The sequence below is a fragment of the Chelatococcus sp. XZ-Ab1 genome (assembly GCF_029309855.1).
GTDB lineage: Bacteria > Pseudomonadota > Alphaproteobacteria > Rhizobiales > Beijerinckiaceae > Chelatococcus_A > Chelatococcus_A sambhunathii.
Genome location: NZ_JARKII010000003.1, coordinates 95,547 through 109,849, shown reverse-complemented (window position 1 = coordinate 109,849; position 14,303 = coordinate 95,547). Strand labels below are relative to the sequence as shown.

At 68.4% G+C, this 14,303-nt stretch carries 14 protein-coding genes; 8 read left to right on the top strand and 6 right to left on the bottom strand.

Annotated features, from left to right (window positions below; translation table 11 throughout):
• Positions 1-33 precede the first annotated feature (33 nt).
• A complete protein-coding gene (locus tag P2T65_RS06410) occupies positions 34-1,272 on the bottom strand; it encodes an MFS transporter (RefSeq protein ID WP_276199432.1) in 1,239 nt (412 codons plus the stop codon).
• A gap of 194 nt (positions 1,273-1,466) precedes the next feature.
• On the opposite strand from P2T65_RS06410, the gene P2T65_RS06405 reads away from it, so the two are divergent.
• The 3 genes from P2T65_RS06405 (at position 1,467) to P2T65_RS06395 (ending at position 4,322) form a co-directional block, all read left to right on the top strand.
• Positions 1,467-2,138, top strand: coding sequence for a response regulator transcription factor (locus tag P2T65_RS06405; protein WP_055459631.1), 672 nt, complete (start codon positions 1,467-1,469; stop codon positions 2,136-2,138).
• On the top strand, positions 2,135-3,481 hold the full coding sequence (locus P2T65_RS06400; RefSeq protein WP_141659681.1) for a HAMP domain-containing sensor histidine kinase: 1,347 nt from the start codon (positions 2,135-2,137) through the stop codon (positions 3,479-3,481). Before P2T65_RS06405 ends, P2T65_RS06400 begins: the two co-directional genes overlap by 4 nt.
• A gap of 202 nt (positions 3,482-3,683) precedes the next feature.
• On the top strand, positions 3,684-4,322 hold the full coding sequence (locus P2T65_RS06395) for an outer membrane beta-barrel protein (RefSeq protein ID WP_055459410.1): 639 nt from the start codon (positions 3,684-3,686) through the stop codon (positions 4,320-4,322).
• A 6-nt stretch (positions 4,323-4,328) separates the two neighbouring features.
• Here P2T65_RS06395 and P2T65_RS06390 read toward each other — a convergent pair whose 3' ends face one another.
• From P2T65_RS06390 to fabA, 4 genes are all read right to left on the bottom strand, one after another.
• A complete protein-coding gene (locus P2T65_RS06390) occupies positions 4,329-4,988 on the bottom strand; it encodes a DsbA family protein (protein WP_071923016.1) in 660 nt (219 codons plus the stop codon).
• Between the two features lie 73 nt (positions 4,989-5,061).
• Positions 5,062-5,907 carry an enoyl-ACP reductase FabI gene (gene fabI, locus P2T65_RS06385; RefSeq protein ID WP_276199431.1) on the bottom strand — a complete coding sequence of 282 codons (846 nt, stop codon included), beginning with the start codon at positions 5,905-5,907 and terminating at the stop codon, positions 5,062-5,064.
• A 27-nt stretch (positions 5,908-5,934) separates the two neighbouring features.
• Positions 5,935-7,152, bottom strand: coding sequence for a beta-ketoacyl-ACP synthase I (gene fabB, locus P2T65_RS06380; protein WP_055459407.1), 1,218 nt, complete (start codon positions 7,150-7,152; stop codon positions 5,935-5,937).
• 87 nt (positions 7,153-7,239) lie between these two features.
• On the bottom strand, positions 7,240-7,761 hold the full coding sequence (gene fabA / locus P2T65_RS06375; protein WP_276199430.1) for a 3-hydroxyacyl-[acyl-carrier-protein] dehydratase FabA: 522 nt from the start codon (positions 7,759-7,761) through the stop codon (positions 7,240-7,242).
• A gap of 226 nt (positions 7,762-7,987) precedes the next feature.
• On the opposite strand from fabA, the gene irrA reads away from it, so the two are divergent.
• Genes irrA through otsA form a run of 4 tightly spaced genes read left to right on the top strand, consistent with a single transcriptional unit; the run spans position 7,988 to position 12,495 of the window.
• Positions 7,988-8,506, top strand: coding sequence for an iron response transcriptional regulator IrrA (gene irrA, locus P2T65_RS06370; protein WP_096335286.1), 519 nt, complete (start codon positions 7,988-7,990; stop codon positions 8,504-8,506).
• A gap of 19 nt (positions 8,507-8,525) precedes the next feature.
• Entirely contained in the window at positions 8,526-9,293 is a 768-nt protein-coding gene (gene otsB, locus P2T65_RS06365) for a trehalose-phosphatase (RefSeq protein ID WP_063189643.1), read from the top strand.
• A complete protein-coding gene (locus tag P2T65_RS06360; protein WP_276199429.1) occupies positions 9,290-11,074 on the top strand; it encodes a glycoside hydrolase family 15 protein in 1,785 nt (594 codons plus the stop codon). The genes otsB and P2T65_RS06360 overlap by 4 nt, the downstream gene beginning before the upstream one ends.
• The gene (gene otsA / locus P2T65_RS06355) at positions 11,071-12,495 is read left to right on the top strand and encodes an alpha,alpha-trehalose-phosphate synthase (UDP-forming) (RefSeq protein WP_055459403.1); all 1,425 of its coding nucleotides are present in this window, start codon (positions 11,071-11,073) and stop codon (positions 12,493-12,495) included. The genes P2T65_RS06360 and otsA overlap by 4 nt, the downstream gene beginning before the upstream one ends.
• 15 nt (positions 12,496-12,510) lie before the next feature.
• Here otsA and P2T65_RS06350 read toward each other — a convergent pair whose 3' ends face one another.
• Positions 12,511-13,044 carry an SH3 domain-containing protein gene (locus P2T65_RS06350; RefSeq protein WP_055459402.1) on the bottom strand — a complete coding sequence of 178 codons (534 nt, stop codon included), beginning with the start codon at positions 13,042-13,044 and terminating at the stop codon, positions 12,511-12,513.
• Positions 13,045-13,287: 243 nt separating this feature from the next.
• Between P2T65_RS06350 and P2T65_RS06345 the strand changes: the two genes are divergently transcribed.
• Positions 13,288-14,280, top strand: coding sequence for a D-glycerate dehydrogenase (locus tag P2T65_RS06345; protein WP_055459401.1), 993 nt, complete (start codon positions 13,288-13,290; stop codon positions 14,278-14,280).
• Positions 14,281-14,303: the final 23 nt, after the last annotated feature.

The window sequence follows — 14,303 nt, the reverse complement described above, 5'->3', positions numbered from 1 at the left end:
CCGCCTGCAGGCAATAAAGACATAAAGAAGTCTTTATATGTTCGTCGCCCGCACGGCGGCCCGGCGCGTGCCCCACTTGACGAGGAAGGCCGCGGTGATGGTGCCGATCAGCGCCGCCGCCATGAAGGCGAAGGCAAGATGCGCCTGCCCTCCATCGAGGAAAAGGCCGATCGCGACCGGGGCCAGCATCGCCCCGAGGTCGAGGCCGGAATAGACGAAGCCGAAGATCTTGCCGGTCGAGCCGGCCGGCGTCGCCGAGCGCACCAGCATGTCGCGCGAGGGAATGGTGATGCCGGTGAGGAAGCCCGCCACGGCCACCGTCGCGAAGGCGGTGGCGAGCGCCAGCGGGATATAGCCGAGCGCGAGCGTGAGCACGCCGGCGCCGACGAGGCCGCCGCCGACGATGCGCTCGTGGTTGCTCGTCCGGTCGGCGAGGAAGCCGCCGATGAGCGAGCCGGTGGCGCTGGCGACGAGATAGACTGTCGTCGCGGTGGTGGCGAGGGCGAAGGTGATCGCCTGCACGTGCGGCATCAGGCTCGGCAGGAAGCTCTGCATGCCGGTCTGCGCGATCGACAGCAAAGTGAAATAGACGAAGCACAGCACGACCGGCGCGGCGAAGAGCAGTTGCGCCGTACTGGGGGAGCCCTGTGGCGGCCTTGCCGAGTCGGCGGCATGAGGCTCATGGGGCGCGACGCGCAGGAACAGGTGCTGCGTGGCGACATAGAGCGCGAAGACGATGCCGGCCGCGCCGGTGACGATGAGCGCCATGCGCCAGTCGAGGAGGTCGTTGAGGAGAAGCAGCGTCACCGGCGCCGCCGCCCAGCCAAGCGTGCCGGAGACCGTGTGGATGCTGTAGGCGCGGGCAAGGCGCGAGGGTGTCACGCGCGCCGTCATCACCGAGAAGTCGGCCGGATGGAAGACGCAGTTGCCGAGGCCGGCGACGATCGCGACGACGATCAGCATCCAGTAGGCTGGTGCGAGGCCGGCGAGGATCGTCGCGAGGCCGAAGAGCGCGATGCCCGCGGGCAAGATTCGCTGCGGGCCGTAGCGGTCGACGAGAAAGCCGGCGGCCACCTGGCCAATGCCGGAGACGGCATAGAACACCGCCATCGCAACGCCGAGCTGCGTATAGCTGACCCCGAGCCCGTCACGGATGAAGGGGAATAGTGGCGGCAGCACCAGCTGGAAGAAGTGGCTCGCAAAATGGGCCGCGCCGACGAGGCCGATGATGCGGACGTCGCGCTGCGGCAGGGCGCTCGCCTGCTGCGTCATGTTTCCTCCGCTTCCGTTGCGGCGCACCGTATCGGAAAGCCGTTTTTTTGTGCATCCAGCCAATAGGACGAACGGCCGCGGATGGCCAGTCCGCCCGCGCAGGGCTGCACTGCCCGGCGCGCGCGGCGGGTGGCCGGTCATGCTGGCGTAATGTTGCGCCGCCAATGCGGGAGCGGCGGATCAAGGGGCTGATCATGCGTGTACTCGTCATCGAAGACGATCCCGAACTCGGGGCGTGGCTGCGCGCCACGCTGACGCAGGCGCTCGGGCCGTGCGACCTCGTGACCTCGCTCGAGGACGCGCGGGCGGCGATCGCCGTCGCCGCCTTCGATCTCGTCGTCATCGACCGGCAACTGCCGGATGGTGAGGGGATGAGCCTCCTGGCGGAACTGCGGGTGCTCCGCCCCCAGCCGGGCACCATCCTCCTCACCGCCCTCGACGACCCCGAGGAGATCGCGAACGCCCTCGACGGCGGTGCCGACGACTATGTCGGCAAGCCCTTCGAGCCGGCGGAGCTCATTGCCCGCATGCGAGCCGTCCTGCGGCGCCTCTCGGCGGCGCGCGACACCGTCATCCGCGTCGGCAACCTGCGCTTCGACAGCGTGCAGCGTTCGGTGCACCGCGACGATACGCCGATCGTACTGCCGCGGCGCGAACTTGCGCTGCTCGAACTGCTCGCGCGCCGGGCGGGCCGCGTCGTCCTGCGCGAGGCGCTGGAGGGCGCCGTCTATTGCTTCGACGACGATATCCAGTCGAACGCGCTCGACTCGCACGTCTCGCGGCTGCGCCGCCGGCTGCGTGAGGCCGATTGCGAGGTCGTCATCCGATCGGTGCGGGGTGTCGGCTACATGCTGAGCGCGTCGTGAGGTTGCCCCGCTCCATCACCTTCCGCGCGAGCGTGGCCGTGGCATGCCTCACGGCCGTACTCCTCGTGGGCGTCACTGTCCTGCTCATCTCGGTGCTCGTCACCATCGGCGATCCCGACAAGTCGCCCGAAGGCTCAAAATATGCCGCGCGTATCCTGCGCGACGCCGTTGACCGGGACGCGGACGGCCGCCTCATCCTGAAAGCGAGCAAGGCGCTCGCCGCGCTGGAAGCGGACCGGCCGTTCTTCTGGTACGTTGTGCGCGCGGGCGACGAGGCCGTCTCCGGCGGACCGGCGCAGCCACCGGCCGGAGCCTGGCTGCAGGGCTGGGCCGGGCGGATCGACCATGCGCAGTTCGAGTATGTCGTCGGCGAGAGGCGCCTGCTCGGCTATGCCGCGAGCGAGGAGACACGCGCCGGCCCGGTGATGATCGAGCTCGGCGGCGTCACCTTCTCGCTGGTCGAGGAACTGCTGTTCGGCTTTGGCCACAATACGCCGCTGATCGTCGCCTATGGCGTTTTCCTCCTGCTCGTCATGATCGCCGCCGTCTGGGCCATCCCGCGGCTGATCGCCCGGCCGGTCCACGCCATGGCCGGCGCGGCCGAAGCCATCGACGGGCTGCCGGCCGGCCGACGGCTGCCGGCGGCGCAGGCCCCGGCGGAGCTCAGGCCGCTCGCCGGCGCCTTTAACCGAGCGCTCGAGCGGATCGACGCCGCCGCGCAGGCGCAGCGGACCTTTCTGTCGAACGCCGCTCACGAGTTGCGCACGCCGCTGACGAGGATGCGGATGCGCCTCGAGCGCGTGCGGGACGTCGGCCTGCGGGCCGAGCTGATCGCGGACGTGCAGCGCCTGTCGGGCATCGTGGCGACATTGCTGCATCTGGCGCGCCTGTCCGGCCAGCCCCTGGCGCGGGCGCGCGTGGACCTCGTGGCGCTGGCGCGCATGGTCGTGGCGGAGCAGGCGCCGGCGGCGCTCGCCGCGGACACGGAGCTGGCGCTCGAGGCGCCGCGGCCGGTTATCGTCACCGGCAGCGAGATGGCGCTGAGACTGGCCCTGACCAACCTTGTCGAAAATGCCGTTCGTCACGGCGGCGGGCTGGTCACCGTCAGCGTGGCCCATGGTGAGATTGCTGTCACGGACCGCGGAGCGGGTGTGCCCGAGGCCCTCAGGGCGGAAGTGATGAAACCCTTCGCGCGCGCCGGGGCGGGCGCCGGCGCCGGGCTTGGCCTCGCCATCGTCGCGCAGGTCATGGCGTTGCATGGGGGCACCGTCACCATCGGCGAGGCCGAGGAGGGCGGCGCACGGGTCTCGCTGCTTTTTCCGAAGGAAGCATCCGTTCCGTAATGGAGCGGCAATGCCCGGCGGCGAGAGAAGCATTCGTCAGTGCCGTCCCGACGGTCTGATGCGCGCCGCAGCCGGCGCGGCGCGCAGGGCCCCCATCCCTGCCGCCGCCCGCAACGCAATGGCCGGCTGCGGCGCGTCCTGCACGGGACGGCGCAGCGGCAGGCCATGGCCGCCGCATTCCTCCCACTTGGAGCAACTTTTCATGCATCTGCGTATATTCGCCGTCCCGGCCCTCGTCCTCGCCGGCACCGCCGGGGCTCTCGCCGCGGACCCCGCCCCGCGCCTCTACGACACGACGTCGTCCTATGCTGCGCCGCCCACCTTCACATGGAGCGGCGCCTACATCGGCGTCAATGGTGGCTACCGGCGGGCGAGCTTCGGCCGCGGCGCCAGGTCCGAGGGTGGCTTCACCGGCGGCGCGCATGCCGGTTATCTCACGCAGCTCGGCTTGTTCGCGCTCGGCGGCGAGCTCGAGGCCGCCTATCTCGGCGGCAAGAGCGGCTCGGGCCCGGCGCTCGGCGGCGCACGCATCGACCAGAGCTGGATGCTCGCGGCCAAGCTCCGTGCGGGTGTTGCCGTCGGCCGGCTCCTCGTCTTCACCACCGCCGGCTATGCCCGGTCCAACATCGACGTCAAGGACGGCCATACGCGCGATGGCTGGCGTGGCGGCTATCTCCTCGGCGGCGGCGTCGAATATGCGATGACCGATCGCCTGGCCCTGCGGGCGGAATACGACTTCGTGCGCTATGGCGGCCAGAAGATTGTGCTCGGCGACGGCGCCCGGGTGAAGGGGGACCTGACCAACCATCTCGTCCGGGCGGGCGTCAGCTACCGGTTCTGACGCCGCTCAGCAGGTGACGGCCTCGCAGGCGCGCAGGTTGGCGATGACGGCGCGCTTGTCGGCGAGGGGAACGAAGCCGTGGAAGGCCTCCGTCATCACCGTATAGGAGGGGGTGGCGTTGAAGCCGAGGTCGGAGCCGAGCGTCACGGCCTGGCCCAGGGCGTTCGTCACCGCCTCCGAATCGGCCCGCTTCAGGAGCTCGTGCTTGTCGAGCGGGAAGGTGGCGGCGATGTCGAAGGTGCGCTGCGCATCGATGCGGCCCTTGAGGCCGAAGATGCGCTGGTGCAGCTCGAAATAATCCGCCGCCGGCCGCATCTCGGCAAAGGCGAGGGCGATGCGCGCCGCCTCGACCGATTGCTCGCTCAGGATCGGATAGTTGACGAGAACATAGGCGAGGTCCTGCTCGCTCTTGAGAAGGGCGGCCGCGTCCCGGCACGACTGCCGGCACCAAGGGCAGTTGTAGTCGAAGAACTCGACGATCGTGATGTCGGGCTGGGCGCTGCCCACCGCGATGCGGATGGGCAGGAGCGCGATCTCGTTGACGAGCTCGCTGGGCACGCGGTTGTGCGGTGCCGTGATGGCGGCGGCGAGCGCCTGTGCCGAGCCGCCGGCGACGAGTGCGCCGGCGAGGCCCTGGATGATCGTGCGGCGTGAAGGCTGGACCATGGGCCTGTGGGTGCACCGGCTCGCGGGCCGCGTCAATCGCTGCGGTCTCACGAGACGGTGAACGCCCGTCCGTTCAGGCCGTTGCCGGATCGGCGAGCCGCTCGCTCGCGGCTTCCGCCTTCTCCTGGGCCTTGAGCACGTCCGGCCGCGGCATCGAGATGATATTATAGCCGGAATCGACGTAGTGGATCTCGCCCGTCACCCCGCTCGACAGGTCGGACAGGAGGTAGAGGGCGGAGCCGCCGACCTCCTCGATGGTCACTGTGCGACGCAGGGGCGCATGGGCCTTCTGGTAGTTGAACATGAGGCGCGCGTCGGCGACGCCGGCGCCGGCCAGCGTGCGCACGGGTCCCGCCGAGATGGCATTGACGCGGATGCCCTCGGCGCCGAAATCGGCGGCGAGATAGCGCACGCTCGCCTCGAGCGCGGCCTTGGCGACGCCCATGACATTGTAGTTCGGCATCACCCGCGTCGAGCCGCCATAGGTCAGCGTGAGCAGGGAGCCGCCGTTCGGCATCAGCGCCGCGGCGCGCTTGGCGATCTCCGTGAAGGAGAAGCAGGAGATGACCATGGTGCGCGAGAAATTGGCGCGGGTCGTGTCGGCGTAGCGGCCCTTGAGTTCGTTCTTGTCCGAGAAGCCGATGGCGTGGACGACGAAATCGAGGCTGCCCCAGGCGTCTTTCAATTCGTCGCAGACCGCGTCGACGGTGGCGATATCCTCCACGTCGCAGGGCATGATAAGCGTCGAATCGAGCGATTCGGCCAGCGGCGCCACGCGCTTCTTCAGCGCTTCGCCCTGGTAGGTGAAGGCGAGCTCGGCGCCGTGCTGGCGAAGTGTCTTGGCAATGCCCCAGGCAATCGAGTGATCGTTCGCGACGCCCATGATGAGGCCGCGCTTTCCGTGCATGAGCCCTGTCAAGGAGGCACTCCCGGTATGGCCCGCCGCTTACGCGTCGAGCTGCTTCATGACGATGGTTGCGTTTGTGCCGCCAAAGCCGAAGGAATTGGACAGCACGCAGCCGAGCTTGGCGTTGTCGATGCGCTCGCGCACGATGGGCATGTCGGCGAAGATGGGATCGAGCTCCTCGATATTGGCGCTCTCGCAGATGAAGCCGTTGTTCATCATGAGCAGCGAATAGATCGCCTCCTGCACGCCGGTGGCGCCGAGCGAGTGGCCGGTCAGCGACTTGGTCGCCGAGATCGGCGGGCACTTACCGCCGAAGACCTCGCGGATGGCCTCGATCTCCTTCTCGTCGCCCACTGGCGTCGAGGTGGCGTGCGGGTTGATGTAGTCGACCGGCACCTTCACGCTCTCGAGGGCCATGCGCATGCAGCGCACGGCGCCCTCACCGGAGGGGGCGACCATGTCATAGCCGTCGGAGGTGGCGCCGTAGCCGACGATCTCGCCGTAGATCTTGGCGCCGCGCGCCTTGGCGTGCTCCAGTTCTTCGAGGACGAGCACGCCCGCGCCGCCGGCGATAACGAAGCCGTCGCGGTTCCTGTCATAGGCGCGCGACGCCGTGCGCGGCTGCTCGTTGTATTTGGTGGACATGGCGCCCATGGCGTCGAAGAGCATGGACAACGTCCAGTCCAGTTCTTCGCAGCCGCCGGCGAAGATCACGTCCTGCTTGCCGTACTGGATCGTCTCGTAGGCATTGCCGATGCAATGATTGGACGTCGCGCAGGCCGAGGAGATCGAATAGTTGACGCCCTTGATCTTGAACCAGGTGGCGAGCGTCGCGGAAGCGGTGGAGGACATGGCCTTCGGCACGGCGAAGGGGCCGATGCGCTTCGGCCCCTTGGTGCGGGCGATGTCGGCGGCCTCGACAAGCGTGCGGGTGGAGGGACCACCCGAGCCCATGATGATGCCGGTGCGCTCGTGGCTGACCTCGCCGGCCTCGAGCCCGGCGTCCTGGATTGCCTGCTCCATGGCGACGTGGTTCCACGCTGCCCCGGTGCCGAGGAAGCGCATGGCGCGCCGGTCGACAACCTCCTCAGGGTTCAGCGCCGGCGCGCCATGGACCTGGCAGCGGAAACCGAGCTTGGCATAGTCGTCGGCGAAGACGATGCCCGACCGCGCTTCGCGCAGGGAGGCGAGTACCTCCTGCGTGTTGTTGCCGATGGACGAGACGATGCCCATCCCGGTGACGACGACGCGCCTCATGGCAGCCGTATCCTTTCCTCAGATCAACCAAACGGGCTCAGTGCCCTATGTGGGGGGCCCGAACGGGGCTGTCTACCTGCCGTGCAATCAGGCCGCGCTGCCGGCCTCGGCCTGGAACAGGCCGACCCTGAGGTCCCTGGCCTCGTAAATGCGCTTGCCGTCGGCCTCCACCCAGCCGTCGGCGATGCCGAGCACGAGCTTGGACCGGAAGACGCGCTTCAGATCGACGCCGTAGACCACCTGCTTGACGGTCGGCAGCACCTGGTCGACGAACTTGACCTCGCCGACGCCGAGCGCCCGCCCGCGTCCCGGGGAGCCGAGCCATCCGAGGAAGAAGCCGACCATCTGCCACAGGGCGTCGAGGCCGAGGCAGCCCGGCATGACCGGATCGCCCTTGAAATGGCAGCCGAAGAACCAGAGGTCCGAGCGCACGTCGAGCTCGGCACGCACCAAGCCCTTGCCGTTGGCGCCACCCTCCTCGGCGATCGCGGTGATCCGGTCGAACATGAGCATGGGGGGCAGCGGCAGTTGGGCATTGCCGGCGCCGAACAACTCGCCGCGGCCGCAGGCGAGAAGTTCCTCGTAGCTGAAGTTCGACTGCCGCTCCATAATCCTCGGACGATCCCTTCATTCGATTGTCACGAACCAGGCGCTATGAGCCCGATGCACCGGGCTCTCCTAACATAGTGACCGCGAGGCCGAAAGCGGGGAACGGCGCTTTTGCGCCCACCGAGCGGAGGCGACGCCCTGGGCATCACCTCCCGCGGGTTGCGATCGCGCGAGCCAATCCATATGATAATGCGAACAGATAGCAATTTCCGGGCCATTGGCAGACATGAGCGAGCAAGTGCATTCCCGCCGGGAGACGGACGTTCCCGCACGCCTGCAGGAGGGCTCTCGAGCCCCGTCGCAGGCGCCTGCGACCGTCCACGGTGAGCGTCGGGGGTGCCCGTTCCACGAACTGCGCGAGAAGCTGCGCCGGGTCGGGTTAAGGCCCACCCGCCAGCGCGTCTCGCTCGGCTGGCTCCTCTTCGCCAAGGGGGATCGGCACGTCTCGGCTGAGATGCTCTACGAGGAGGCGACGCGGGCGCGCGTGCCAGTCTCCCTCGCCACCGTCTACAACACGCTGCACCAGTTCACGCAGGCTGGCCTCCTGCGCGAGCTCGCGGTGGACGGTTCCAAGACCTATTTCGACACCAACCTCTCGGACCACCATCACTTCTTCGTCGAGGGCGAGGACAAGATGATGGACATTCCCGGCCCCGCCATCACGGTGGGAGACCTGCCGACGCCGCCGGAGGGCATGGAGATCGCCCGCGTCGATGTCGTGGTCCGTCTGCGGCGCAAGGACTGAGCGCCGCGCGCTCGCGCCCATGATGCACGCATTCGAAGAGATCATCGCCCGCGCCGACGCTTTCGCCCTCTTCTTCGACATCGACGGGACGCTCGTCGACATGGCGGCCCGACCGGACGACGTCGTCGTGTCGGACGCGCTGTGCCGAGACCTCGTCCGGGCGCGGCTGCGCTACGACGGGGCGCTGGCGCTTTTGAGCGGGCGCTCGCTCGCCTGGATCGACACGCGCTTCGGCGATGCCGTCGCCGCCGTCGGCGCGCTGCACGGGCTGGAGCGGCGCAGCGCGGGCGGCGTGTGCCAGCGCTTTCCCGCGCCTCCCACCCTCGCCGCCGCGCGACAGGCCATCTGCACCGCCTTCGCCGCAGTGCCGGGCATCATCATCGAAGACAAGGGCCTGTCGATCGCCGTGCACTACCGCGCGGCGCCCGAGGCCTTCGAGGCCGTCAGGTCCCTTGCGGAAGATCTCGCGCGCGAGAGCGGCGGCACCCTCGCCGCACTGCCCGGCAAGTGCGTGGTGGAACTGCGCACCACCGGGGCGCACAAGGGCTCGGCGCTCGACGCCTTCATGTTGGAGGAGCCCTTCCTCGGCCGGCGGCCCGTCTTCTTCGGCGACGATCGGACGGACGAGGATGCTTTCGCCGCGGCACGGGCCCTCAACGGCATTGCCGTCGCGGTAGGCCGGGAACCCGAAGCGGTCGGAGCAGATTTGTATCTGGATGATCCGCCCGCTGTGCGCGCCTTCCTGGCAGATGCGGCCGCGGGCGGGAGGCAGGGGGGCAGGGCATGAGCGATCTCGATCTCGGCGTCGTCGGCAACAGCGCCATCGCTGCGCTGATCGACCGGCGAGGACGGATCGTGTGGTCCTGCTTCCCGCGGCTCGACGGCGACCCCGTCTTCCATAGCCTGCTCGGCGCCTCCGCGCAGGGCGACGAAGGCGTCTTCGAAATCGACCTCCAGGGCTTCACGCGCAGCGAGCGGCGCTATTGGCCCAACACCGCCATCCTCGAAACCGTCCTCGAAGCCGAGGACGGCTCCAAGGTGCGCATCGTCGACCTCGTTCCGCGCTTCAAGATGTACGGCCGGCTCTTCCGCCCGGCGATGCTCATGCGTTCGGTCGAGCCCCTCGTCGGCTCCCCCATGATCAGGGTGCGTATCAGGCCATCCCATGACTACGGCCGCGAGCGCGCCGAGACGACACGCGGCTCCAACACCATCCGCTACCACCTCGGCGAGCAGGTGCTGCGCCTGACGACCGATGGCTCGCCGGGCCTCATCCGGGACGAGGTGCCGTTCATCCTCGAGCGGCCTTTGACGCTGATCCTCGGTCCCGACGAAACCCTGCCCGAGGCGCCGGCCACGCTGTTCGGCAAGTTCTGCGAGAACACGGAGGACTACTGGCGCGAGTGGGTGCGCTATCTCGCCATTCCCTTCGAGTGGCAGGACGTCGTCATCCGCGCCGCCATCACGCTCAAGCTCTGCGCCTACGAGGAGACGGGCGGCATCGTCGCGGCCCTGACGACCTCGGTGCCGGAATACGGCGCCAGCGGACGCACGTGGGACTACCGCTACTGCTGGCTGCGCGATTCCTTCTTCACTGTGCGGGCCCTCAACCGGCTCGGAGCGACCCGTACCATGGAGGACTACATCAGCTACGTCTCCAACGTGGTTGCGCGCAACGGTGACCGGGAGCTGCAGCCGCTGTTCGGCCTGCAGTTCGAGGCGCAACTGCACGAGGAGATCGTGCCGGCGCTGCCGGGCTATCGCGGCTTCGGCCCAGTCCGGCGGGGCAACGACGCCTTCCGCCAGCGCCAGAACGATGGCTACGGCTCTGTTGTCCTCGCCATTTCCCAGTGCTTCTTCGACGAGCGGCTGATCCGCAAGGGCGACGTGGCGCTGTTCGAGCGGCTCGAGGGTCTCGGCGAGCACGCCGCCCGGCTGTGGGCGGAGCCCGATGCGGGCCTGTGGGAATACCGCACGCTCGCCAACGTCCACACCCACTCCTCCGCCATGTGCTGGGCAGCCTGCGACAGGCTGGCGCGTATCGCCGGGCGGCTCGGCCTGCCCGACCGGGCGGTCTACTGGCGCGAGCAGGCCGACGTCATCCGCGAAGGCATCTTCGCCCGTGGCTGGAACGCGGAGCTTGGCACTTTCGTGAGCCGCTTTGGCGGCGACGACGTCGACGCCAGCCTCCTGCTGCTCGCCGACATCGGCCTCGTCGACGCGGAGGATCCCCGCTTCATCTCGACGGTCGACTTCATCGGACAGCGGCTACGGCATGGAGCGCACCTCTTCCGCTATGCCGGAGAGGACGACTTCGGCGAGCCGGAGACGGCCTTCACCATCTGCACGCTCTGGTACATCGAGGCGCTCGCCAAGGTTGGCCGGCGCGAGGAGGCGCGCGTCCTGTTCGAGGACGTGCTCGGGCGGCGCAACAGTCTCGGCCTCCTGTCGGAAGGCATCCACGTCGAAAGCGGCGAGCTGTGGGGCAATTTCCCGCAGACTTATTCGATGGTGGGCCTCATCCACGCGGCCCTCTCGCTGTCAGCATCCTGGGAGGACGCGTTTTGAGCAGGCTCATCGTCGTTTCAAACCGTGTCGCGGTGCCCTCGCGCAAGGGCGGGGCCACCGCCGGCGGACTCGCCGTCGCCCTCAACGATGTCCTTGCCCAGCGGGGCGGCCTGTGGTTCGGGTGGAGCGGGCGCATCGGCGAGCGCCAGAAGACCGCGACCCTCGTTGCGCATGGGAACGTGACCTATGCCGTCTGCGACCTGTCGCAGGAGGACCACCAGGAATATTACAATGGCTTCGCCAACCGGGCCCTGTGGCCCCTGTTGCACTACCGGCTCGACCTGACCGAGTTCGCCCGCAAGGACCTTGCCGGCTACCGCAGTGTCAATAGCTATTTCGCGGATCTGCTGGTCGAGCATGTCGCGCCGGACGATCTCATCTGGATCCACGATTACCATCTCATTCCGCTCGCGGAGGCGCTGCGGGAGCGCGGCGTCAACAACCGCATCGGCTATTTCCAGCACATCCCCTGGCCTTCGCTCGACATCTTCCTTGCCTTGCCGAACCATGCGGAGATCGGTCGCGCCTTGACCGCCTGCGACCTCGTCGGCTTCCAGACGCGCAAGGATGCCGACAATTTCGGCTCCTACCTCGTCGAGGAGGCCGGCGCCTTCGCGAGCGGCAAGCGCCTGTTCGCCGTCGGTGGGCGGGCGCTGCGCACGGGGGTCTATCCCGTCGGGATCGACCGCCTCGGCTTTGCCCGCACGGCGGCGCGCGCGGCGCGCTCGCGTTTCATCCAGGAGGTGGGTGAGAGCCTCGGCGGCCGCACGATGATGATCGGCGTCGACCGGCTCGACTATTCCAAGGGCCTGACGCAGCGCCTCGACGCCTTCGAGCGTATGCTGCAGACGGCGCCTGACTGGCGCACCCACGTCACCTTCCTGCAGATCACCCCCAAGAGCCGGGCCGACATTCCCGAATATGCGGCCATGCAGCGTGCGTTGGGCGAGGCGGCCGGGCGCATCAACGGCCAGTACGGCGAGGTGAGCTGGACGCCGATCCGCTATATCAACCGCTCCTACAACCGCAGCGAGCTCGCCGGGCTCTACCGGCTCGCCCGCGTCGGCGTGGTCACCCCCCTGCGCGACGGCATGAACCTCGTCGCCAAGGAATATGTCGCTTCGCAGGATCCGGACGATCCGGGCGTGCTCGTCATCTCGCGCTTTGCCGGCGCCGCTTCGGTCCTCGACGGGGCGCTCATCGTCAATCCCTACGACATCGACGGCACGGCGGCGGCCTATGTGAAGGCGCTGATGATGCCTCTCGACGAGCGTCGTGCGCGCTGGCGGCGCATGTGGCAGGGGCTCGCCAATACGGATATCGGCGGCTGGGCCGATCGCTTCCTGTCCGACCTCGAGGATGTCGACCGCGACCTGCCCTACCGCGGCTTCCCGCACGGCAACGGCACCGTGACCGCCTGATGGGGCGGGCCTGGATCACTCGATGCGCTCGTTGGGATAGACGCCCCAGAGCTTGTCCTGCGCCACGAAGCCGCGGCGGTTGGAGACGGCGACTTCGCACCAGGTGCCGGTGCAGCGGCGCACGTCCACGACGACGCCCGCTTCGAGACGCGCCACCACCGCGGCTTCCTCGGAGGCGCGCTCGCGCATCGTGAAGATCTGGCCCTTGCTCCAGGGGGAGACGAGCGCCGTACGCCGGCCGGACAGCAGGCTGTGCAGCACCCAGCCGTCGCTGCCCTCCGAATCCCGGATACGCCGCCACGTCTCGAACTCGGCGATGATCTCCACCGGCAGGCCGGCGCGTGTAAAGACCCAGGTGACGCGGTGATCCTTCGACGGCCCCTCGCGCAGATTGACGCGATCCGACTTCAGGCTGACGTAGCGCGGCAGCGGTAGCCCGCTCACCGTGCCGCGCGCCACTGGCGCGTCTGCGGCCTGCGCCGCGACCCTCCCACACGGAGCGACGGCGACGACGAAAAGGGCGAGGACGAGGCGGGCAAGGTGGGGCATCGCTGTACTTTGCGGGGGGCTCGGCGGATGGGAACGTCGGCCGAAGGCGTCGGGGACGGCCGGAGCGACCTTAGACTTCTCTACCGGTTGTCTTTCAGACTTCCTTTGCTACAGAGGCGACGTGTAGAAGTGGAATGAAGGGCCGGCTGCAGGGGGCTGAGCGCAACCCGTGTTCAACTCAATGTCTTGCCGATTGTGCTTAACGTGGGGTGAACACGTCGCCCCGGATGCGAGGCCTCCCTCATGAAAAAGAAGCCGCTCGTCGTCGTCACACGTCGCCTGCCGGACATCATCGAGACGCGCATGCGCGAATTGTTCGACGCGCGCCTCAATGTCGACGACACACCCATGACGGCGCAGCAACTCGTCGAGGCGGTGCGCACCGCGGATGTGCTGGTGCCGACCATCACCGACAGGATCGACGCGGCCCTGCTTGCCCAGGCGGGGGAGAGCCTCAAGCTCATCGCCAATTTTGGCAACGGCTTCGACCATATCGACGTTGAGACGGCCCTGTCGCGGGGTATCACCGTGACCAATACGCCCGGGGTGCTGACGCAGGACACCGCCGACATGACGATGGCACTGCTGCTCGCGGTCGCCCGGCGCCTGCCCGAGGGCGCTCGCATGATGACGGACGGCGACTGGCCGGGCTGGTCGCCCACCTGGATGCTGGGCCGGCGCATCACCGGCAAGCGCCTCGGCATCGTCGGCATGGGGCGCATCGGCCAGGCGCTGGCACGCCGCGCCAAGGCCTTCGGCCTGTCGATCCACTATCACAACCGCCGACGGGTCAGCGCCGCCGTGGAGGAGGAACTCGAGGCGACCTACTGGGATTCGCTCGACCAGATGCTGGCGCGCATGGACATCGTCTCCATCCACTGCCCGCACACGCCCGCGACCTACCACCTGCTGTCGGCCCGGCGACTCAAACTGATGAAGCGCGAGGCCGTGCTCGTCAACACGGCGCGCGGCGAGATCGTCGACGAGGTGGCGCTGGCCCGCATGCTCGAGGCGGGGGACCTCGCCGGGGCGGGACTCGACGTCTTCGAGCACGAGCCGTCGGTGAACCCGCGCCTGCTGAAGCTCGCGCGGCAGAACCGGGTGGTGCTGCTGCCGCACATGGGCTCGGCCACCATCGAGGGGCGCGTCGACATGGGCGAGAAGGTTATCGTCAACATCAAGACCTTCCTCGACGGCCATCGCCCGCCGGACAGAGTGCTGCCGTCCATGCTCTGAGGCCGCGAGCGGTCGCCGCGCGG